This is a genomic window from Aquabacterium sp., from assembly GCF_041915145.1.
Taxonomy (GTDB): Bacteria; Pseudomonadota; Gammaproteobacteria; order Burkholderiales; family Burkholderiaceae_C; genus Aquabacterium.
In genome coordinates this window covers 28,525-49,857 of the sequence record NZ_JAYSBZ010000002.1, presented here as the reverse complement: position 1 = coordinate 49,857, position 21,333 = coordinate 28,525, and the positions used below count along the sequence as shown (strand labels likewise).

At 68.3% G+C, this 21,333-nt stretch carries 14 protein-coding genes; 5 read left to right on the top strand and 9 right to left on the bottom strand.

The window, feature by feature from the left end; all coding sequences use genetic code 11:
* From ACE3SS_RS00735 to ACE3SS_RS00710, 6 genes are all read right to left on the bottom strand, one after another.
* The gene (locus ACE3SS_RS00735; RefSeq protein ID WP_374590243.1) at positions 1 to 411 is read right to left on the bottom strand and encodes a PA2779 family protein; all 411 of its coding nucleotides are present in this window, start codon (positions 409 to 411) and stop codon (positions 1 to 3) included.
* Between the two features lie 118 nt (positions 412 to 529).
* Entirely contained in the window at positions 530 to 1,495 is a 966-nt protein-coding gene (locus tag ACE3SS_RS00730) for an alpha-E domain-containing protein (RefSeq protein WP_374590241.1), read from the bottom strand.
* A 112-nt stretch (positions 1,496 to 1,607) separates the two neighbouring features.
* The gene (locus ACE3SS_RS00725; protein ID WP_374590239.1) at positions 1,608 to 3,050 is read right to left on the bottom strand and encodes a circularly permuted type 2 ATP-grasp protein; all 1,443 of its coding nucleotides are present in this window, start codon (positions 3,048 to 3,050) and stop codon (positions 1,608 to 1,610) included.
* Between the two features lie 59 nt (positions 3,051 to 3,109).
* A complete protein-coding gene (locus tag ACE3SS_RS00720) occupies positions 3,110 to 4,078 on the bottom strand; it encodes a transglutaminase N-terminal domain-containing protein (RefSeq protein ID WP_374590237.1) in 969 nt (322 codons plus the stop codon).
* A 14-nt stretch (positions 4,079 to 4,092) separates the two neighbouring features.
* Complete coding sequence (locus ACE3SS_RS00715; protein WP_374590235.1) at positions 4,093 to 6,618, bottom strand: circularly permuted type 2 ATP-grasp protein; 2,526 nt, start codon at positions 6,616 to 6,618, stop codon at positions 4,093 to 4,095.
* Positions 6,619 to 6,729: 111 nt separating this feature from the next.
* The gene (locus ACE3SS_RS00710; protein WP_374590233.1) at positions 6,730 to 9,306 is read right to left on the bottom strand and encodes a DNA internalization-related competence protein ComEC/Rec2; all 2,577 of its coding nucleotides are present in this window, start codon (positions 9,304 to 9,306) and stop codon (positions 6,730 to 6,732) included.
* Positions 9,307 to 9,396: 90 nt separating this feature from the next.
* On the opposite strand from ACE3SS_RS00710, the gene ACE3SS_RS00705 reads away from it, so the two are divergent.
* The 3 genes from ACE3SS_RS00705 to pabB are packed head-to-tail and all read left to right on the top strand — an operon-like array spanning position 9,397 to position 12,229.
* A complete protein-coding gene (locus tag ACE3SS_RS00705) occupies positions 9,397 to 9,855 on the top strand; it encodes a RidA family protein (RefSeq protein ID WP_374590230.1) in 459 nt (152 codons plus the stop codon).
* Between the two features lies 1 nt (position 9,856).
* On the top strand, positions 9,857 to 10,345 hold the full coding sequence (locus tag ACE3SS_RS00700; RefSeq protein ID WP_374590228.1) for a disulfide bond formation protein B: 489 nt from the start codon (positions 9,857 to 9,859) through the stop codon (positions 10,343 to 10,345).
* Between the two features lie 33 nt (positions 10,346 to 10,378).
* Positions 10,379 to 12,229 (top strand): aminodeoxychorismate synthase component I, encoded by a 1,851-nt coding sequence (pabB, locus tag ACE3SS_RS00695; protein WP_374590226.1) that lies wholly within the window; start codon positions 10,379 to 10,381, stop codon positions 12,227 to 12,229.
* 48 nt (positions 12,230 to 12,277) lie between these two features.
* Here the strand turns inward: pabB and ACE3SS_RS00690 are convergent, their stop codons facing one another.
* A complete protein-coding gene (locus ACE3SS_RS00690; RefSeq protein WP_374590224.1) occupies positions 12,278 to 14,269 on the bottom strand; it encodes a FimV family protein in 1,992 nt (663 codons plus the stop codon).
* A 273-nt stretch (positions 14,270 to 14,542) separates the two neighbouring features.
* Between ACE3SS_RS00690 and ACE3SS_RS00685 the strand changes: the two genes are divergently transcribed.
* Positions 14,543 to 15,334, top strand: coding sequence for an oxepin-CoA hydrolase, alternative type (locus ACE3SS_RS00685; RefSeq protein ID WP_374590222.1), 792 nt, complete (start codon positions 14,543 to 14,545; stop codon positions 15,332 to 15,334).
* A 3-nt stretch (positions 15,335 to 15,337) separates the two neighbouring features.
* On the opposite strand, the gene ACE3SS_RS00680 is transcribed toward ACE3SS_RS00685, so the two are convergent.
* On the bottom strand, positions 15,338 to 16,099 hold the full coding sequence (locus ACE3SS_RS00680; RefSeq protein WP_374590220.1) for a hypothetical protein: 762 nt from the start codon (positions 16,097 to 16,099) through the stop codon (positions 15,338 to 15,340).
* Between the two features lie 62 nt (positions 16,100 to 16,161).
* On the opposite strand from ACE3SS_RS00680, the gene ACE3SS_RS00675 reads away from it, so the two are divergent.
* The gene (locus ACE3SS_RS00675) at positions 16,162 to 16,854 is read left to right on the top strand and encodes a glutathione binding-like protein (RefSeq protein WP_374590306.1); all 693 of its coding nucleotides are present in this window, start codon (positions 16,162 to 16,164) and stop codon (positions 16,852 to 16,854) included.
* A gap of 19 nt (positions 16,855 to 16,873) precedes the next feature.
* Here the strand turns inward: ACE3SS_RS00675 and ACE3SS_RS00670 are convergent, their stop codons facing one another.
* Positions 16,874 to 21,322 (bottom strand): translocation/assembly module TamB domain-containing protein, encoded by a 4,449-nt coding sequence (locus tag ACE3SS_RS00670; RefSeq protein ID WP_374590218.1) that lies wholly within the window; start codon positions 21,320 to 21,322, stop codon positions 16,874 to 16,876.
* Positions 21,323 to 21,333 lie beyond the last annotated feature (11 nt).

The following is a 21,333-nucleotide window of genomic DNA, read 5'->3' as shown; positions in this document are numbered from 1 at the left end:
TCAGTGGCGAATCGAACGCGTGAACGGGAAGACCTTGGTGAAGCCGAGGATGTCGGTGACGAGCAGCACCAGGAAGACGAAGACGATGGTGCCCAGCACGTCGCCACCCGCCGGGGCCTGGTCGATCTGCGCGGCCACGGCGGTGGCTTCGGCGTCGGTCAGGGCGGCCACGCGGGCGCGGGCTTGTTCGACATCGACCCCACGGGCCTGCAGCGCGGCTTGCACGTCGACCCGGTCAAGCGTGGCCACCAGCAGCGCACGTCCCTGGCCGGCTTCAGCCGACTCGGCGGTTGCCTGAGCATCTGCCAATTGCTCGGTGGAAATCATGGTGGCTTGCACGCCGGACAGCAGCCCGGAGTACAGCAGCGAAGTGGTGACGACGTAGGCGATGGCGCGTTTGGCTCGGCTCATGTTCAGTCCTCGACAGCAGGTGATGTGAAACGGGCAACGATGATAGCCAGCCCCTCCGCACCAAGCCAATCGGCGTTGTGTCGGAGTGCTTCTGGCGCCGCGCACGACCTCGTCGCACTCAGCCGCCCACCGGCACCAGAAAGTCGCGGCTGATGCCGTAGCCGAGGCCGCCCACGCGATCGAGGAACTGCGTGAGGAAGGCATGCAGCCCCGTCGCCAGGATTTCGTCGATGCGACCGAATTCGAGGTCGGACCGCAAACGCCCGGCGCGGCGCAGCGTCTCGCCGCTCTGGTCGTTGGCCACCATCGCCAGGTTGGTGACGACCTCGTTCATGCAGGCCAGCAGCGAACGCGGCATGTCGGGCCGCAGGATCAGCAGCTCGGCCACCTTCTCGGGGCGGATCACGTTGCGGTAGACCTTGCGGTACACCTCGAAGCCCGACACGCTGCGCAGCACCGCCGACCAGTGATAGAAGTCCACCTCGTAGAGCTGCTTGGCGGGGCTCACGCCGAAAAAGTCGCCCTTCATCGACTGGAACTTCACATCGAGCAGCCGCGCGGTGTTGTCGGCACGCTCCAGAAAGGTGCCGATGCGCAGGAAGTGAAAGGCCTCGTCTTGCAGCATCGTGCCCAGCGTGACGCCGCGCGAGAGGTGCGAGCGAAATTTGACCCACTCGAAACACTCGGCCGGGTCTTTCTGAAAGGCCTTGGACTTGAGCAGCTTGTTGAATTCGAGCCAGGTCTGGTTCGAGGTCTCCCACACCTCGGTGGTGAGCGCGCCCCGCACGGCGCGCGCGTTTTCACGGGCGGCACGCAGGCAGCTGCAGATGCTTGAGTAGTTGGTCTCGTCGCTCACCATGAACTCGATGACGTTGCGCGCGTTGACCTCGTCGCCGTAGCGCTTCTCGAACTCGTGCGACAGCTCCGAGATGCTCAGCAAGCCGCGCCACGCCTGCTCGGCCGACGCCGCCGACTGCGGCAGCAACGACGTTTGATAGTTGACGTCGAGCATGCGAGCGGTGTTTTCGGCCCGCTCCATGTAGCGAGCCATCCAGTAGAGATGGTCGGCGGTGCGCGAGAGCATGTTGGACTCCTGGTGTGTCTGCGGGCGCAGGCCAATGGCCATGCGTGATGAATCGTCTGGGTTTGCGGGCTTGCCTGTGCCGCGATTGCCGGCGCGTCTCGCGCCGCCGCCTTCAGCTTTCGAGCACCCAGGTGTCCTTGGTGCCGCCGCCCTGACTGCTGTTGACCACCAGCGAGCCCTCTTTGAGCGCGACGCGGGTCAGGCCGCCCGGCACCATCTGCACGGTCTTGCCCGACAGCACGAACGGCCGCAGGTCGATGTGGCGCGGCGCAATGCCGCTTTCAACGAACGTGGGGCAGGTGGACAGCGACAGCGTGGGCTGGGCGATGTAGTTGCTGGGGTTGCCGAGCACGCGGGAGCGGAAGTCTTCGATCTCGGCCTTGGTCGAGGCCGGCCCGACCAGCATGCCGTAGCCGCCCGCGCCGTGCACTTCTTTGACCACCAGATCGCCGAGGTGATCGAGCACGTATTTGAGATCGTCCTTCTCGCGGCACAAGTACGTGGGCACGTTGTGCAGGATGGGTTTTTCGCCGAGGTAGAACTCGACCATCTTGGGCACGTAGGGGTAGATGGACTTGTCGTCCGCCACGCCGGTGCCGATGGCGTTGGCCAACGTGATGTTGCCGGCGCGGTAGGCGTCGAGCAGGCCGGCGCAGCCGAGCGTGGAGTCTTTGCGGAAGTAGTTCGGGTCGAGAAAGTCGTCGTCCACCCGGCGGTAGATCACGTCGATGCGCTTGGGGCCACGCGTGGTACGCATGTAGACGAAGTTGTCCTCGACGAACAGATCTTGCCCCTCGACCAGCTCCACGCCCATCTGCTGCGCCAAAAACGCGTGCTCGAAGTAGGCCGAGTTGTACATGCCCGGCGTGAGCACCACCACCGTGGGTTCGTTGATGCTGGCGGGCGCCACGGCCTGCAGGGTGTCGAGCAGCAGGTCGGGGTAATGCGCCACCGGCGCCACGCGGTGCTCGGCGAACAGCTCGGGGAAGAGCCGCATCATCATCTTGCGGTTCTCGAGCATGTAGCTCACGCCGCTGGGCACGCGCAGGTTGTCTTCGAGCACGTAGTAGGTGCCGCTGCCGTCGGGGTTGGCGGCGCGCACGATGTCGATGCCCGAGATGATCGAGTAGATGTCGCCCGGCACGTTCACGCCCATCATCTCGGGGCGGAACTGCGCGTTGTTCAGCACCATCTCGGCGGGGATCACGCCGGCCTTGATGATTTCCTGGTCGTGATAGACGTCGTGGATGAAGCGGTTGAGCGCCGTCACGCGTTGGCGCAGGCCCTTTTCCATTTCGCGCCACTCGCTGGCCGGGATGATGCGCGGGATGAGGTCGAACGGAATGAGGCGCTCGGTGCCCGAGCCGTCCTCGTCCTTCTCGCCATAGACCGCGAAGGTGATGCCCACGCGGCGAAAGATCATCTCGGCTTCGTCGCGCCGGGTACGCATCGCTTCTTGCGGCTGCTTGGCCAGCCAGCGGTCGTAGTGCGCGTAGTGGTCGCGCACCTGGGCGCGGTTGACGCTATCGGCGTGCATTTCGTCGTACATACGCATCGGACCTCGTTTTGTGTCTGCTCGTCTCAGCGTGGATGCAGGGAATGTGCCAACCCTGGTCAACCGGCGTCCGCTGGTTCGTGTTGCGCACCGTCAGCCGGCTGGGTGGTCACGCGCACCAGAACAGTGTGCTCGCCTCCGCCTCGGATCACCCCGCGCAGCGGCGTCACGTCGCCGTAGTCGCGCCCGATGGCCAGGCGCACATGGTCGGTCTGGGCCAGGCGGTCGTTGGTTGGGTCGAGTTCGAGCCAGGGGCCGGCAACCGGCGCGAAGCCGGGGTCAAGCGGCGGGCAGTAGACGCTGACCCAGGCGTGCGAGGCGTCGGCGCCAATCAGACGCGGCTGCCCAGGCGCCGGGTGCGTGAGCAGGTAGCCGCTGACGTATCGCGCCGCCAGCCCGATGGCGCGCAGACAGCCGATCATCACGTGGGCGAAGTCCTGACAGACGCCGTGGCGCTGCACGAAGGCGTCCAGCGCGGGGGTGGACACCTCGGTCGCGGTGGGCTCGTAGACGAAGTCCCGATGGATGCGCTGCATCAGCTCGGTGGCCGCATCGGCCACGCCTCGCCCAGGCGTGAACGAAGCCAGCGCGTAGTCGCGCAATTCGGCGTGCAGCGGCACGCAGGGCGAGGCAAACGCGAACTCGGACGCCCGCTCGAACGGCGCGCCAGCCACGTAGCGCAGACGCCGCCGCACGGCCTCCCACGGCATGCCGGGGCCGGGCTCGATGGTGCGAGGCGCGAGCCGGACGACGCTGCGCGCCACCACGCGCAACTGCTCGTGGGGCGCGGTGATCGAGAAGCTCGTGCGGTGGTTGCCGAACGCGTCGCGCTCGGCGCGCTGGTGGGCGGGCGTGGGCTCGATCGAACAGTCGAACAGCTCCACGCGTTGCGCGCCGTCGTCGAGCGGCCGCAGGTGAGCCAGGTGGTGCGCCTGCTCCACGGGGCTGTCGTAGTCGTAGCGCGTTTCGTGCTCCACGCTCAGGGTCACGGTGCCAGGCTCGATGGGGTGGACGATGACGTCGCTCATGGTGGCCAACCGGGTCAGGAGGCCAGCAGGCGATCGGGCGCCGTGGCATGCGAGAAGTAACACCGCCCGATCTCGTTGGACAGACGCGCCGCCGCCTGAGCCAGTTGATCGGTCAGGCGCGGAATGGGGTGCGCGGCCGCATCGACCTGCCACAAGGGTTCGCACAACTCGGCCAGCGAAACCCCCACGCCCTGCTCGGGCAAGATCGCCAGCAGACCCGCCACCGTGTCGGCACCGGCGTCGTCACGGCGGGGCAGCTTGCCCAGCTCGGTGCGCAGCCGGCGCAATATGCAGGCCAGGGCGCGCGGGTTGGATTCGTCCATCACCACCAGGTCGAGCAAGGCGGGCAATTCGAGCCGCCGCTGAAAGCGCGCCCGAAAGGTGATGGTGCTGTCGAACAGTGCCAGCAGCACGTCGAAGCCCTGCGGCTGCGCGGCAGCCGGCCGCTCGAAGAAGGCGCGCAAAACGCCGGCGTAGGCGATCAGGCGCTCGATGTAGCGGCCCACCGTGAGCAGCCGCCAGCCGACGTCGCGCGTCATGCGGTCGGCTTGCGAGCCGGTCACGGCCGCGAGCTGCACGCCCAGCCATTCGAGCGCCGGCACGGCCTCGGCCTCGCTGAGCAATTCAGGGGCAGCCTGCATGCGCTGGCTGAAGTCTTCGCTCATGTCGCGGATCAAGCGCCAATGCTCGGGCGACAGGCGGTCGCGCAGGGCACCCGCCGTGCGGGCCAGCGCCTGCAGGTTGTAGCCGACGCTGTAGGCGCCGGGCTTGGGCAAGGCCTCGATCAAGGCGCGCTCGAACAGTCGAGCCGATTGCGTCAGACTGGGCACGCCTGGCGGCACCAGGCCGCTGGAAACCGCCAGCCCGTTGAGCGTGTCGAGCACGTCGGGGCTGGCCTGCTCGTCTTCTTCGCCCAGCACGGTGAACAAGGTGCGCGCCAACCGGACGTTGTTTTCGGTGCGCTCGGTGTAGCGGCCCATCCAGAACAGGTTCTCGGCCGTGCGACTGGCCACCGGCCGCTGCTGCTTGACCAGATCGTCAACATGCAGAGGCCGCGGCAGCATCGAGAAGGTGTCGACCGGCCCATCGGTGAGCACCCAGGTGTCGAAGCTGCTGCCGCCGTATTGCATCGACACGGCAGCATGCGTCTCGGCGGTGCGGCCCATGCCGCCGGGCATGACTTGCCAGCCGCCATGGCCGTCTGCCACGGCAAACACGCGCAGCGTCATGCCGCGCGGCTGCACGGCGCCGCCAGACCACACCGGCGTCTGCGAGAAGGCGAACGCCCCCTGCACCGTGTGGCCAGCCGGGTCGCTCGCCACGCGTTCGCACCAATCGGCCACGGCGTCCGGCTCCACCTGCTGGGGCTTGAAGCCAGGGCGCAAGCCGCGCGAGGCACCCAGGCCGAACGGCGCGGGGTAGCTCGGGTGCATGATCTTGCCCGCCAACTCGGGCTGCACGGCCTGCCAGGCGGCCTCTTCGCCGCACCACCAGGTGGGCGGCGAGGGCAGCAGCAGGTCGTGCCCCAACCATCTGCGCGCCATGGCCGGCAGAAAGCCCTGCACGCCCGGCGACTCCAGAAAGCCCGTGCCCAAGGCATTGGCCATCACCACATTGCCGGCTCGCACGGCCTGCAACAGCCCCGGCACGCCGAGCGTGGAGTCGGGCTTGAGCTCCAGCGGGTCGCAGTAGTCGTCGTCGAGCCGGCGCAGCAGGCCGTGCACGGGCTCCAGGCCATGCACCGTCTTGAGGTAGACGCGCTCGTCCCGCACGATGAGGTCGCCGCCCTCAACCAACGGCAGGCCGAGGTAGCGCGCCAGATAGGCGTGCTCGAAGTACGTCTCGTTGCGAGGCCCCGCGGTCAGCAGCGCCAGCCGGGGCGGCTCCCCTTGGGCGCAGGGCGCGGCCAGCGTCTGCAAGGTATCGACCAGGCGGCGAAAGCCCGAGGCCAGATGCTGCACGTTGAGCTCGCGAAAAGCCTGCGGAAACAGGCGCGACACGGCCAGGCGGTTTTCGAGCACGTAACCCATGCCGGACGGCGCCTGGGTGCGCTGCGCCAGCACGCAGAAGCGCCCATCGGGCCCGCGTGCCAGGTCGAACGCCACGATGTGCAGATACAACCCACCCGGGGGTTGCTGCCCTTGCAGCCCGCGCAGATAGCCGGGGTGGCCCAACACCAGCGCCGGGGGCAGCAAGCCGTCGCGCAGCACGCGCTGCTCGCCGTACACGTCGGCCAGCACGCTGTTGAGCAGGGCGGCGCGCTGGGCCACGCCTTGCTCGATCTGGCGCCAATCTTCGGGCTCGATCAGCGCGGGCAGCAGCTCCAGCGGCCAGGGCCGCGACGTGCCGCCGGCGTCGCTGTAGACGTTGTAGGTGACGCCGTCTTCGTGGATCTGCCGCGCCAGCAACGCGGCCCGGCGGTCGAGGTCGGCCTGCCCAAGTGGCCCCAGCCGCTCGAAGAAGCGCCGCCAAGGCTCGCGCAGCGGTTCGACGCCGCCAGCCTCGGCGCCGGCGTCCGGCGCGCCGTCAAACGAAAACATCGAGCCCGACACGCGTCACCCGTTCCGCAGACCATTCGCCAAATCGATTCATGGCTTGATTGTGCGGCCTCCCCGCGCCGATCCGCCATCCGCAGGGTTGTTCAGCCCCGCTCAAGGCGACGGCGGCGAGGTGCGCCAATAGTGCGCGTCGCGGCTGCGTTCGCACCCCGCTGGTCGGCGCGATGACGACGACGCAGCGGCCGATTCGCTGGCCCAGGTAAACGCGCCGCAGGTGGGACTGTCGATCAGCGGGACGGCGTGGTCGTGATAGCGCGCCGCCACAACAGGCGCCGGGTGGCCGTAGCGGTTGCGATAGCCCGCCTGGATCACCGCCACCTGCGGATGCACCGCATTGATGAACGCGTCGGTGGACGAGGTCTTGCTGCCGTGGTGCGGCACCACCAGTACATTGGCGCGCAGATCGGCGCCGAGCGCGTCCACCAAGGCCGCTTCCTGCTCGCGCTCGATGTCTCCCGTCAGCAAGGCGCGGGCCGGGCCGTTGACTTCGCTCACCCGCAACACGCAAGACAAGGCATTGGGCCGAAAGCGCCCGGCCTCGCGCTGCCCGCCGCGCCGGGCCCGCAGCGCCTCGTCTTGCTCGGCCAGCTCTTGCGGCGCGGCGGGCGGCGGCTGCAGTACCTCGAACCGCACGCCGTCCCACACCCAGCTCTGCCCCGCCGCGCAGCGGGTGGTGCGAGCCCCGGCCTCGCGCGCGGCTGCCCACAAGGGGTGACTGGGCTCCAGCGAGCTGATCAGTTCGCCTGGCGGCAACTCGCGCATCAGGGACGCGGCGCCGCCCACGTGATCGGTGTCGCGGTGACTGAGCAGCAGCACGTCGGGCGCCCGCTCGCCCCGCGCATGCAGCAACGGCAGCAGCACCTTGCTGCCGGCATCGCCACCTTCGCCATGCAAGCCATAGATGGGCCCCGCGTCGTAGACCAGCGAATGCGTGGCGGTGCGTACGAGCACGGCAGTACCCTGGCCGATGTCTGCCGCGAGCAGCTCGAAATGCCCCGGCGCGGGTCGGTCGATGGTCGGGCACAGCAAGGGCAGCACCAGCACCGCCGCCGCCAGCCGATGCGGCCAGCGTCGCGCCGTGACCAGCAGCGCCGCCCCCAGCAAACCCAGCGTCTGCGCCCACAGCGGCGCCACGGGGGCGTTCCACGTGGCCCAGGGCCAGCTCGACAACCAGGCCAGCCATGCGACGAGTTGCTGCACCACCCAGGCCGCCAGCGACCACAGCGGCGCCCACACAGCACCCAGCAGCGCCAACGGCGTGATCACGAAGCTCACCACCGGAATGGCTACCAGATTGGCCAGCAGGCCCACCAGCGAGATCTGCTTGAAGAACACCAGCGTCAACGGCGCCAGCCCGAAGGTGGCCGTCAACTGCGCGCGCACCCCGCCCCACGCCGTCGCCCGCAAGCGGCTCAACCAGGTCGACGGCGCCCGCCCCGCCCCAAACGACGAAGCCTCCCCGCCACCTGCCGAACCCGATGCCATCAACAGCCCCACTGCCATGAACGACAGCCAGAAGCCCGCCTGCAAGCACGCCCAGGGGTCGAACAACAGCACCACCACGGCCGCCGCGCCCAGCACCATCGGCCAGGGCCACAGCACCCCGGCGAGCTGCAAGGCTGCACTCACCGCCAGCATGATCACGGTACGCTGCGCCGGCACGCCCCAGCCCGCGAAGACGGCATAGCCCCACGCCAGCAGCACGCCGCCCACCTGCGCAGCCTGCGGCGCGGGCCAAGCCAGCATCAGGCGCTCGCTGCGCCGCCAGGCCCGCCGCAACAGTCCCTGCGCCAGCCAGGCGAACATCGTGATGTGCAAACCGCTGATTGAGACGAGATGCGCTACCCCGGTGCGGCGAAACACGCCCCAATCGTCGCGGTTGATGGCGCCCTGGTCGCCCAACGACAGCGCGGCCAGCACGCCGGCCGAGCGAGCATCGGGCACATGTGCGAACAAGGCATCGCGCAAGGCTTGGCGCCAACGCGGCACGGGGGAGCCGGCATGGTCGCTCAACAAGACGGGCGCCATCCGCCGTGCCCGCACCGTGCCCACCGCGCGCACGCCTTGCTCGAACCACCACAGCTCGGCATCGAACCCATGGGGGTTGACCAGGCCGTGAGCGAGCTTGAGGCGGGCACTCAGGCGCCAGCATTGCCCGGCTTGCACGCCGAGGCCGGCTGGCTCGTCGGGGTCTTGCGGAGTCTCTTCGCCCGCGGCGGCGGGGGTGTCGTACCAGCTCAACGCGATCAGGCTGGGCACCTGACTCGGCACCGCCATAGGTTGCCCGGCGAACTCGGCCGACTGCACGGCAAACAGAAACGAGCGCCCATCGCGCCGCAGCTGAGGCAAGTCGGTCACGCAGCCGGTGAGGATCAGGTCTTGCCCGACCAAATCGGGCGCCAGGGCTTCACTCAAACGCTCGCCGGCACGCCAGCCGGTCAGGCCGAACGCCAGCGCCGCCGCGCACGCGGCCATCGAGGTAGCGATCAGGAGTTGCTTCGGGTGCCGTTCGCTCTGAAGTATCCAGGCAGCCGCACGCACGGGCCACAGTCCGACCAGCAGGCCGACCGCCCCCACCAGCACTGCAACGAGATAGGCGCGCGCGTCGCTCAACGCGGCCTGCTGCATCTGCGCAGCCGCGCCAGCCAGCACGCCCAATCCCGCAGCCATGACCCTCCCTGCGCTGCGCATGAGGGCCAGTGTAGGATGCCGTCTTCACCGAATTCTCCTGGCCCGCACACCCTGATTGGGGCACCCATCATGTCGATTCAAGACCGTCTCACCGCCCTGGGCATCACCCTGCCCCCCGTGGCCACTCCGGCTGCCGCTTATGTGCCGTTTGCCCGCACGGGCAATCTGGTTTTCTTGTCCGGCCACATTGCCAAGCAAGACGGCAAGGTCTGGGTCGGCCAACTGGGCAAGACCATGACCACCGCCGAAGGCCAGCAAGCCGCGCGCGCGGTCGCTGTCGATCTGCTCGGCACCCTGGCTGTGGCGGCCGGCGGGCTCGACAAGGTGACCCGCATCGTCAAGGTCATGAGCCTGGTCAACAGCACCAGCGAATTCACCGAACAGCACCTGGTGACCAACGGCGCATCCGAATTGCTGGCGCAGGTCTTCGGCCCCGAGATCGGCCCGCATGCCCGCAGCGCCTTCGGCGTGGCGCAGATCCCGCTGGGGGCCTGCGTCGAGATCGAGCTCATCGCCGAGGTCCGTTAAGGTGATCCGCCTGTTGCTGCGCCCCCTGCCCTTGCTGGCGTTGATGGCGTTGGCGAGCCTGGGCTCGGTCGCCGGCGCCCTGGTGGCGCAGTACCACTTCAACATGCAGCCTTGCCCGTGGTGCATCCTGCAGCGCGTGCTGTTCATCGTGATCGGGCTGGTCGCCGTCGTCGGCGTGCTGGCCCCGGTGGTGCTGCTGCGACGCCTGCTGGGCGGGCTGATCGGGCTGCTGGCGATGGGTGGCGGCGCAGCGGCACTGTGGCAGCACTTCGTGGCCGCCAAGTCGGCCTCGTGCGACCTCACGCTGGCCGACCGCATCGTCAGCGGCCTGAAACTCGACGCCACGTGGCCGCAGCTCTTTGAAGTGCGCTCGTCATGCGCCGACGCGGTGGCGTCGATTCTGGGGGTGCCGTTCGACTTCTGGAGCCTGGCGTTGTTCGCGTGTTTGCTGTTGGGAGGTTGCTGGCTGGCGTTTGGCCGCAACCGTTGAAGGCTGGATGCACTGCCACCCCGGCAGGCCAAGATGAGCCTGTTCGCACTCGTTGACTTTCCGTTGGAGCCAGGAGCGTCGCGCTCGCTCGATGCCCCTCGCCAGCGATTGGCCTTCGGCGCCCCCCGGGAATGGATCGTGGCGCGCGAGCTTTGCGAGGTTCGCGTCGCACTCAATGCGGCGCAACGGGCCGCGCAGGCTGGCGCCTGGTGCGTCGGCTACGTGCGCTTTGAAGCCGCCCCGGCATTTGACTCCGCCTTGCGCACCCATGCCCCAGACGGCCCGCTGGTGTGCTTCGCCGTCTTCGATCGGGCGCAGGCATGGCCGGAGTCGTCGGCTGCCCACCTGGAGCCGCCCTACTCGACCGCTGATTGGTCGAGCCCGCTGTCGAGCACCGACTTCGAGCAAGGTATCGCCCGCATTCACGACGCGATCCGCGCTGGCGAGGTCTACCAAGTCAACTACACCACGCCGCTGCACAGCCTGCTCAGCGGCGACGCACTGGCCTACTTTCACGCGCTGCATCGCAGTCAACCCAACGGCTACGCGGTCTACCTCGACACCCGCCAGGCCACGGCCGATCTGCCCGGCGAGCGTGTGCTGAGCGTGTCGCCCGAGTTGTTTTTCGACTGGCACGGCGACCGCATCACCACGCAGCCCATGAAAGGCACGGCCGCTCGCGGCTTGACGCCCCGCGCCGACGCTGACGCCGCCGCCACCCTGCGCGGCAGCGACAAGGAGCGTGCCGAGAACCTCATGATCGTGGACCTGCTGCGCAACGATCTGGCCCGCATCGCCCGCACCGGCAGCGTGGCGGTGCCCGCGCTGTTCGAGCTGCAGGCGCTGCCCACCGTCTGGCAAATGACCTCCACCGTGACCGCGCTCACCCGCGACGGTCTGAATCTGGCCGACGTGTTCGGCGCACTGTTCCCGTGCGGCTCGGTGACGGGGGCTCCGAAGGTGCGCGCAATGCATCACATCGCCGAACTCGAACGTGCGCCTCGCGGGGTGTACTGCGGCGCGGTCGGCGTGATCGCGCCAGGCGGGCGAGCGACCTTCAACGTACCGATCCGCACCGTGACCTTGCATCAACAGGGTGGCTCCACGCTTGCGCGCTGCGGCGTCGGCAGCGGCATCACCATCGATGCCCATTCCCGGCATGAGGCACAAGAATGGCGCAACAAGCAACGCTTTCTGGAGCGGGCTGCCCAGCCGTTCAAGCTGCTCGAATCGCTGCGACTTGAAGACGGCCTCATCTGGCTGTTGCCCGAACACTTGGAACGACTGGAGCGCAGCGCCGCCGCCTTGAACGTGACCCTCGACGAAGCGGCCATCCGCGCCGCGCTGCGACAGGTGGCCCGGCAACACCCGCGAGGGGTCTACAAGCTGCGCCTGCTGGTGGCGCACAACGGACACATCGAGCTGGAAGCGCAACCACTGCCAGGCACATCGATGCCTTTGCGATTGAACCTGGCGACGCAACCCATCGAGGTGCGCGGTTGCTTGCATGCGGCACTGCCCAGCGATTTCGTGCGCAACAAGACAACACGGCGTGAAATCTACGCGGCGCACGCCCCGCAGGACGGCGCATTCGACACGCTGCTCTGGAACGAAGCCGGCGAACTGACCGAATGCACGATTGGCAACATCGCCTTGCGCGTCGAAGGCCTGTGGCTCACGCCGCCCAGCGCGGCCGGGCTGCTGCCTGGCACCTACCGCCAGCGTCTGCTCGCCCAAGGTGCGCTGCAAGAAGCACCGCTGACCCGCGCCGACTTGCTGCGCGCCGACGCGGTGGCGTTCTTCAACAGCGTGCGTGGTTGGTTGCCTGCTGATCTGCCGAGGCTGCAAAAGCAGGCCCGCGCGGCATTGGCAACGGCGGACTGAGGCCTGCTTCGCTCGAACCCGCCAAGCCGGGCCAATCAGCCCAACGGATCAACTCTTGGCTGGTGCGTCCACCGGCGGATCGAAATCGATCGGCCCGACTTGGCTGGCGTGCTGAGCCACAGAAGGGCCCGGGGCGATTACGTCGTCAAGGGTCACGTCCACCGTCAGCGGCGCCGGGCGGGTGCTGCGCGCCTTGTTGGGTCGAGTCGCCAGCAAGGGCTCCACCTCGGCCGACGATGCGTCGTCAATCGGCAGCAGCAGATCGACAGGCCGCGTCGCCAGGCCGGACGGTTGCCGAGCCTCGCCGTGGTCGTGATGTTCATGCAGGTCGCGCGCCACCGAGTACAAGAACAGCAGTTCGCGATAGGCCGGCAGATCAAAGGTGTCGGCATCCGGGTCGCGCCGCAGCAAGGTGGCCTGCAGCACTTCCATGGCGCGCTCGGGGGTGTCCCACAAGGTTTGCAGGCGCTCGACGACGCCCGCGTAGTCAACCAGCACGTTGCCTTGTTGGAGATCTGCCTCCCAGGCTGGCGCGTGCGCGTTGAAACGGCTGTTGAAACGTGCGCGGATGCGTTCATACGCCTCGCGATCGCCCACCCGCTGATAGACCTCGAGCAGCTTGAGATACGGCAGCGGGCTGCCGCCCTCGGTGCTCTCGATGTGCCCTTCGAGCAGATCGATGGCGGCGGCGTCCTGGCCCAGCACCATGAAGAATTCGGCCTGCTGCTCCAGATCGATCAGCTCCTCGACCGACACCTCGCGCAACGCGGGCCTGGCTGCCGCAACCGGCGCCACGAAATCGGGCGCCGCCTTGGCAGTAGGCGGCACGACCGGCTGCGCAGAGGCAGACGTGGCCTCCGGCGTCTTCAGCAATGCCGCCGACGCCACCGGGGTCACCTGCAAACCAACGCCCGATCCGGTCGGCGCGAACTCCGACGTGCGCCGCGACGACTCGTCGGGCTCCGGCGCAGGCGGTTGGTCGGCTGACGGGTTCCACCACTCACCGCGCAAGGCGCGACGCTGGCGCATCAGCAAGCCGCCCAGCACCACTGCCAGCGCCGCGCACAAGCCGGCCAGGCCCAGCATCAAGGGGCTGCTCGAACGCCGCGACTGGGCCTGCTCGACCTGCGCGCGCAGCAGCTTCACCTGCTCTTGCGCCGCACGGCTCTCGGACTGGATCAGCGCCAGACGCGTTTCGAGCTCCTGCATGCGCTGACGGTCGTGCGCCAGTTGCTCCGGCGTCGCATTGAGCGAGCGCCACAGCGCGGCAGCGGCCTCGCGGCGTTCGCGCACCGCCTGACCGGCGGCGCCCGCGTCGTCCTGCACGGGCGACAACTCGGTCGACAACCTCAGCTCCGGCGAGACCAGCATGTCGCTCTCGACCGGGTCGAGCACCAGGCGAGATTCCTCGGCATGCGCTGCCGGCGCCTCCTTGCCCTTGCGACCCGCCGATTTGCCGCGCCGGACGACATGGTCGCCGCGGGCATCCAGGCCGGCTACCGCCACCGGAGTTTCGCTGCTGTCGGCGCGCCGCTTGACGGCCCGGCGCGAAGCCTTGTCGCGCTTGCCGGCCGACGCAGCCACCCGGCTGTCGGTCGCTTGCCCGGCAGCCCCCCCGGCGCGGCCGGGCAAACCGCCCGCATCGACATCGATGCCGCGAGCCGTCGCCGGTTCACTCGCCACGCCACCTTGATGGCTCACGGGCGCCTCGAGCGCGGGCAAAGTCACGGGCGCTTCAACCAGCGACGGAGGATCGGCAAAGGCCACGAACTTGCGCGTGACCTTCGATTGGCAACCGGCAATCAGGTAGAGCGTGACGACCGGCTCGTTGACCCGGGTCGTGGTGAGCACGCGCAATACCCGCTCCGACGCGACCCCTGGTTGCCCCTCGATGCGAACCTGCACCATTTCAGGCAGTTGTCTGACATCACCGAAGTAGACGTCGGCCGCCAGACAGGCCGGGTTGAGATCCTCGCCCACTTCCAGTCGAACCGGAATAGCGAGATTCAGGCTTTGCCCGAGAACGGCCGTCGTATTCAAACGGCCAAAACCCAACGCCCAAACGCTGCCGGATAACCCGCACAGCGCCGCCGCAATAGCCAGCCGGGATCTTGTCAGTCGGAATGCTGCCAACTTGGGAAATGGTCGTTTCATGCCTGTCGTTATGCCGACCCTGAAAGGTAATTGGGTTCTGACGACCCATTTTCGGGGCACTCTAGCATGAAGTCTGACAACGCAAAGCCTCCGAAATAGAGCAAATTCACCGTGTCAGAATTCAGCATGCCTATTTGCCGCTAAAGGGGACGTAATTTCATGACCGCCGAGTTGCAAGCCGAGCGCCGCGACGCCACCCTGATTCTGACGATCAGCAACCCCGCGCAACGCAACACCCTGTCACCCCAGGTCTTCGACGCCGGAATCGAAGCCTTGAATGTGGCCGAGTCCGATTCGACGCTACGTTGTGTCATTTTGACGGGAGCCGACCGGCAGTTCTGCGCGGGCGGCGATCTGCGCCGACTGGCCGCCAACCGACACGCCACCGCCGATACCGGCCTCGCCGAGCAAACTCGGGCCGTTGAGCGCTTTCATGACTGGATCGAGGCGTTGCACACCTTCCAGAAGCCAGTGATCGCCGCCGTGGAGGGTGCGGCCGCCGGCGGTGGCTTCTCGCTGGCGCTGGCGTGCGACCTGCTGGTGGCCGCCGACAGCGCACGATTCTCGATGGCCTATACCCGAGTGGGCCTGTCGCCCGACGGCGGCTCCAGCTGGCATCTGATGCAGGCCCTGCCCCGCGCGCTGGTGTTGCGCCTGCTGTGGCTGGCCGAGCCGCTCACCGCACGCGAACTGCATCTGCACGGTCTGGCCTATCAGGTCTGCGGCGACGGCGAAGCCTTGCAGACGGCCCTGAAGCTGGCCGAACGTCTGGCCGCCCTGCCCGCGCAGGCCGTGGCCAGCATCAAAGAGCTGGTCAATCAGTACCCCACGCCCGGGCTGCGCGCGCAACTCGACCGTGAACGCGATCAGTTCGTTGAAAACCTGATGGGGCCCGACGCAGGCGAAGGCCTGCAGGCATTTTTCGACAAGCGCGAGCCGCGCTTCGGTTGACGCTCACCCTCGCGGGTTGAGATCCGGGTCGCCGATACCCGATGCGTGCGACTGCCACGCGGTCGCCGAGGTTGACGACCACCCCCCCGAGGCAGCACCGGCATCGGTGAGCAGATCGCCCAAGCTCCTGGCGCGACGACCAGCCACCTCAAACAGCACGTTGGTGGCGTCGAGCAAGGCTTCGTCCACGGCCGGAGCCTCGAGCCGCAGATAGAGTCGACCGCGCAAGGCCATCAACACGAAAGATGGATCGCTCGCCAGGAAGCCGCCCAACGCGGCTTCGAGCGCCTGCGCCACCTCGCCCTGCAACCACGCCTCGGCAGCCGGCGCCAGGCTGCACAACACCAGCAGCTTGGCCCGCAAGGGCTTGAAGGCGCTGAGATTGACCTTCGGAAACATGGCCAGCCAGCGCATTTCTTCGGGCATGTTGTTGTCGATCTGGGTTTGCATCGCCTCGGTGAAGCGCTCAAACACATCAGATTCCAATTGCTCGGCCAATTTGCGCGAGATCACCAGCATTTGAAAGTCGGGCGACAAGCCAAGCTCTTCGCGCAAGCGCAATTCGGAGCCCTTGATATAGCTGCGCTGGGGTTCGCCCCATTCGATGCGCCACTGGCGGTTGTCGGTTTCGCACTCGACCACGCCGCCGCGCTCGTCGCGCACGGTCTTGAAAACCTGATTGTGTTGCTGAGCCCAGTTGGACAAACCACGCACGTCTGCCGCCACGGGCTGACTGGACATCCAACGTTTGAGGTTACCGAGCATGACGCCTCGTCTTGGACTAGAGTCTGCCTCACCCAAACACAAACCACCCGATGAGGCCAATGATGATTGAAGTGTATTCCTGGGCGACTCCCAATGGACACAAAATTCACATCATGATGGAGGAATGTAACCTCGCTTATCGAGCGATTCCGGTAAATATTGGCACCGGCGAACAATTCGCCCCGGAGTTTCTACGCATCAGCCCCAACAACAAAATACCGGCCATCATCGATCCAAATGGGCCCGACGGAAAGCCTATTTCATTATTTGAGTCTGGCGCGATTCTGTTATATCTCGCCGGCAAAACCGGCAAATTCATGCCCAGCAGTACACGCGGCAAATATGAAACGCTCGAATGGCTGATGTTTCAAATGGCCAGCCTGGGCCCGATGCTGGGGCAGGCACACCATTTCAGAATCTACGCGCCCGAGAAGATCGAATACGCCATCAACCGCTATACCAACGAGGCCAAACGGCTGTATGGGGTGCTCGACAAGCGCTTGGCGCAGTCCAAATATCTGGCGGGCGACGAATACACCATCGCCGATATCGCGGTATTTCCGTGGCTGCGCTCTTGGAAGAACCAGGGTATCGACTGGGCCGATTACCCGCATCTCAAGGGCTGGTTTGACGAAATCGCCGCCCGCCCGGCCGTGCAGCGTGGCGTGGAGGTATTGACCGATCTGCGCGCGCCGCTCAACACCGACCGGGCCCGCGAGGCGTTGTGGGGAGCCGAGCAGTACAAGCGGCGCTGACCAAGCCGCGGCCGGCGGGTCAGTTCCAGCGCCAGACCCAGATGAGGTCGAGCGAGTTGTCGAGCCCGGTCTGGGCGCGCACGGTGAAGCGCTGCGCCAGGCGGTAGATGAGCTGCCACGTACCGGCCGTGGCATTGAGCCCCCGCTCGTAGCCCAGATACCAGCGTCGCGACAGTTGCTTGCCCACGGTGAGCACGGTGTCGCGCGAACCGCTGTCGGTCTGCCGCACTGACATCTCGTCGAGCCCGATCGCCTGGATGAGCCCGCCGTTGAGGCTGCTCGCGTCGTCGCCCAGCAGGGCACTTGCCGCGCCTTGCAGCAGGGCCAGGTCGGCGCCGCCCAACCCGCTCGATGCGTGCCCCAGGATCAGCCACGACAGTTTGTCTGTGTCGGACATTTCGGGGTCGGAGAACAACCGGATGCGCGGGTTCTGCGCCGTGCCGGTGATGGTGACGCCGACACGCACGTCGGCATCGGCGGTAGTGGCCGTGAGCGAGGCGCTCGACGCCATGCGCGACGGCGGCCGCGTGGCTTGGATGTCAAGCGTCGGGTTGTCGGGGGCGCCGTTGAAATGGATCGCGCCGCGGTCGATGACCAGTTTCTGCCCGTAGGCGGCAAAAGTGCCGTCCGCCGTCCGGATGGTGCCGCGCAGCGTCGGCTTGTAGGCAGGCGGTGCGCTGGTCAGCTTGAGTTGCCCGGCCAACCGGGTATCGAGCCCGTAGCCCCGCAAGCGCAGTTTCGAGCCGAGGTCGAGCAGCATGTCGAGCTCGATCTTGCGCGTGGCGTGCCCCGGCGAGCCGGCGACTTGATCGTCGTCGCCCACCACGTCGTCCACTCCGGCGCGGCGCACGTCGTCGTCAAGCGCGGGGGCGCCCGACTTGCTGATGTCGAACAAACCTTCGTCGGCGCTGAACTGGCCACGCGCGGTCATGCTGTCGGCCAGCAAGCCCAGGTCGGCCTGGCCGCTCAGCACGAGTCGGCGATCCACCCGTTGCAGCACGGCAAAGCGCTGCAGGACGAGGTTCAGATGCGCTTCGGGGCGGGTGTCGAAACGGGCGTCGCCGCTCAGCCGCAGCTCGCCGGCGCCGGCATGAAGGCTCAGCCCGTTGAGCCGCGCCTCGGTGCCCTGGAAGCTCAGATCGAGCGCGCCGCGATCGAAATCGACGCCTTCGAGAACGTTGCGCAGGCCCAGTTGCTGCCCCCTGAGCTGCCCGCTGACCTGGGGTTGTTGCAGCGATCCGTGGACAGCCGCCTGCCCTTGCAATGCGCCGCTCAAGCGCCAGCCCGGAGGTACCCACAAGCCCCACAGGCGCAAGTCGGCGATGTCGATGTTCAACTGCCCCTCGACCGGCGCGCGCGCGTCGGGCCACGGCGCGGCGGCATCGGCCAGCACGCGCAGTTGCCCGCCCAGCGAACCCAGACGTCGGCCCGCGATCTGCTGCTCCAGCTGCCACACGCCATCGTGTGCCGACAACGCAAGCCGCAGGGCGTCCAGGCGCAGCCTCATCACCGCGCCGCCCTCGGCCGCCGCGTCGGTCAGGCTCAGGTCGCCTCCGCGACGGGCCAATTCGGCATCGAGGCTCAGGGGGGCCTGGGCACCCGCCGCCCGGTGCACGCGCACCGAGCCGCCCACGGTCAGGTCGCCACCCCAGCCCATGTCGGGCTGCAGCGCGGCCAGCACGCGCGCCACCGGCACGGGTTCGAGCTCGGCGTCGAGATCCAGCCCACCGGGTGCGCCCCCCGTCGGCGAGCCCGCCCAGCGCAGTTGCCGCACGTTCAGCACGCCCCCGATCGCGCTCAGACGTATCGGCGTGGCCGCTACCTCGGCGCCGCTCGGGCCCTGGCCCCAGGTCATCTCGAACGGCTCGACACGCAACCAAGGCTGATCGCCCAAGGTGTTGCCGGCCACGCTGGCAGCGTCCGGTTGCAGCAAGAGACGCTGCCATTGGCCACGCCACGACCACGCCGACTGCCGCGCGTCGACGTGCGCCTGCCCTTGCAGCTCGAACTGCCCCGCCACCTTCAAGGGCGACTGTGCCGCCTGCCGCTTCAACAGGGGTTGCAAGGCCGCGGCCCAGGCCGGCGGCAGCACCGCGTCGAGCGACAGGCTGGCGTGGTGCTCGCGCGCCGCGCCGGTGGTCTGGGCGCGCAGCCGGCTCACTTGCCAGCCGTCGGTCGACGCGCCCGCCGATTCGGTGCTCAAGCGCAGGCCGTCGAGGTCGAGACGCGTCTGCGTCGGGGCGGCGGCGTCCGCCCAGATCGCACCCCAGATCCAGTCGGCCGACGCGGTGTCGAGCGTCAGTCGATGCGCTTGCGCCCCGTCGTGCCAGCCCAGCGCCAAGGCCTTGGCTTGCAGGCGGCCCTCGGTGCGCAGCGCCGGCCAGCGACCCGTGCCGTGCGCCGACGCATCGAGCGCCCCTTGCACGGTGGCGATCTGCAACCAAGGCGCGAGGGGGGCGAGCTGCCGCAAGTCGCGCAGGCTGGCGTCTACTTGCCATTGATCTTGCTCGGGGCGTGTCGGCGCCCAGCTGCCTTGCAGGCTCACCCGGTTGTCGGCCAGTTCCAGGGTCGCGTCGACCGAGGTGCCGGCCGACCGGGCCGGCGTGCGCAGATTGACCCGCGCCGCCAGCGGCACGCCGCGCAGCCGGCTGCGTTCGAGCTGCACGCTGGCCTCGCCACCCAGGCTGGCAAGCACGTCGGCCAGGTGGGTGCCAGCCGAGCCCGAGGCACGCCAGGTGACGTCGGTTTCGAGCTGCCCATTGAGATCATTGCCGGCCCCCGGCGCGGCGCGGTCGACAAACCAGGCTGGCCACCAGAGCTGCGGGTCGAAATGGCTCCACGCGCCGTTGGCACGCACCCGCCAAGCCTCGCCTTCGGCCGCCGCGCGTTGCGCCGAGCCGCTGAGCTGCAGCGTCGCCAGGCCGGCCTGGGCCTGCAAGGCCTGGACTCGAATCTCCCGGGGTTCGACCTCGGCTTGCAGCTTGGCCACCACGGTGCGTTGCGGCCCGGGGGCGTCCACGCGGCCGGACAGCTCGGTCCGGATGGCGATGCGCGCGGCGGCCAGTGTGTCGCCCCGCAGATCGAGCGGCCCGCTGACGATGAGGGGCGGCGCGGCGGCATCCAGCGCGGCCAGCCGCAGTTGCTCGAACACCGCGTTCAACGCCCAGCCGCCGCTGGCGGCGCCGCACGCCGCCGTTTGAGCGCAAGCGCGCAGGCCCCATCGACCGCTCAGCTGCAACTGGCCACCCGCCGACGCAGGTGAATTGCCGCTGCCCAGCTCCAGATGCAATTGGGTGAGCTGCCCCACCCGCCCATCGCGTGCCGCCACCTGCCCGGCCCATTGCAGCGCCCGCACGGGCAGGCGGCCGTCGCTCCAGCGGCCGGCGGCATCGTTGCGCCAGGCGCCGCGCACATCGAGCAGGGGTTCAGCGTCGGCCATCGCATGAGGCGCCGGCCGAGGCGCGGCTTGAGGCGTCGATCGGGCCGGCGCCGCCTGCGCCGCGCTGGGCGGGGGCTGCAGGTGCAACTCGCCGCTGAGCAGGGTTTGCGGCGCGCGGGCATCGAACAAGGCCAGATTGAAGTGCTGCGCGGCGACGTCGAGTTGCTGCAAGGGCTGGCCGGCGAACGGGTTGACGACGGCGTGCAGCCGCGCCTGCTGCCCTCGCGCCTGGGCCGTCGTCCGGGCATCGAGGCGAGCCAGGGTGCCGCCGAGTTGCACGGCAACCTGCACGCCGTTGTCGCTCGCGCCCGGCGCCGAGGTCGATTGCAGCGCCAGCGACGCATCCAGGCCAAACGGCTGAGCGCTGGCCACCCCCAGCCCCCCCGATGCCTGCCAACCCCGCCAGTGCAAGCTGAGGTCGTCCACCCGGTGCTGCACGGTCGAACCCACCCGGTGCTGCGCGCTCAGCCGCAGTCGCACATCGGTGATCGGCTCAGGCCCCAGCGCCGATACACGCAGGCTGCCCAGACGCAAGGCCTGAACCCGCACGCCCAGCGGCAGCGCCAACGATGCGGGCAGACGCGCCGGCTCGGCGCTGGGTGCCGAAGCAGGCAGCTCGACGACCACGCCGCGCGCGCTGAGCGTGTCGAGCGCAAGCCCCCAGGCGCTCGATGCCTCCGGCACGCGCTCGATGCGCAGGCCGCGCCAGGTCAGATCGTCGATTACCACATGCGGCCCGGACTTGGCGCCGGCCGCGCCGTATTCGACGCGTCGCGCCGAAAAATCGCGCAGCAGCGAACCTTGCGGCTGCACCACGGTGAGCCCCGGCACGTGCCGCAGCGCGAGGCGCGTCCCCCATGGCGACAAGGTTGCGCCCAACAGCAACGCCAAAACCCCGACCAAGGCCACGACGGCGCCGAGCAGCCCCCACGCCAGGCGCTTCAAGCGCCCGCGCCAACCAGCACGGCGCGCGGCCCGGATCGGGGCTGCGTCGGGCGACTCGGGTGGGTCTTGCGGGCGCGGCGTCATGTCGTCGGCCC

Bases quoted from the DNA above. Each gene is read 5' to 3' on its own strand.
- ACE3SS_RS00735 (WP_374590243.1), bottom strand. From the start codon at position 411: ATGAGCCGAGCCAAACGCGCCATCGCCTACGTCGTCACCACTTCGCTG.
- ACE3SS_RS00725 (WP_374590239.1), bottom strand. From the start codon at position 3,050: ATGCGTATGTACGACGAAATGCACGCCGATAGCGTCAACCGCGCCCAG.
- ACE3SS_RS00730 (WP_374590241.1), bottom strand. From the start codon at position 1,495: ATGCTCTCGCGCACCGCCGACCATCTCTACTGGATGGCTCGCTACATG.
- ACE3SS_RS00710 (WP_374590233.1), bottom strand. From the start codon at position 9,306: ATGGCTGCGGGATTGGGCGTGCTGGCTGGCGCGGCTGCGCAGATGCAG.
- ACE3SS_RS00715 (WP_374590235.1), bottom strand. From the start codon at position 6,618: ATGTTTTCGTTTGACGGCGCGCCGGACGCCGGCGCCGAGGCTGGCGGC.
- ACE3SS_RS00680 (WP_374590220.1), bottom strand. From the start codon at position 16,099: ATGCTCGGTAACCTCAAACGTTGGATGTCCAGTCAGCCCGTGGCGGCA.
- ACE3SS_RS00670 (WP_374590218.1), bottom strand. From the start codon at position 21,322: ATGACGCCGCGCCCGCAAGACCCACCCGAGTCGCCCGACGCAGCCCCG.
- ACE3SS_RS00705 (WP_374590230.1), top strand. From the start codon at position 9,397: ATGTCGATTCAAGACCGTCTCACCGCCCTGGGCATCACCCTGCCCCCC.
- ACE3SS_RS00720 (WP_374590237.1), bottom strand. From the start codon at position 4,078: ATGAGCGACGTCATCGTCCACCCCATCGAGCCTGGCACCGTGACCCTG.
- pabB (WP_374590226.1), top strand. From the start codon at position 10,379: ATGAGCCTGTTCGCACTCGTTGACTTTCCGTTGGAGCCAGGAGCGTCG.
- ACE3SS_RS00675 (WP_374590306.1), top strand. From the start codon at position 16,162: ATGATTGAAGTGTATTCCTGGGCGACTCCCAATGGACACAAAATTCAC.
- ACE3SS_RS00685 (WP_374590222.1), top strand. From the start codon at position 14,543: ATGACCGCCGAGTTGCAAGCCGAGCGCCGCGACGCCACCCTGATTCTG.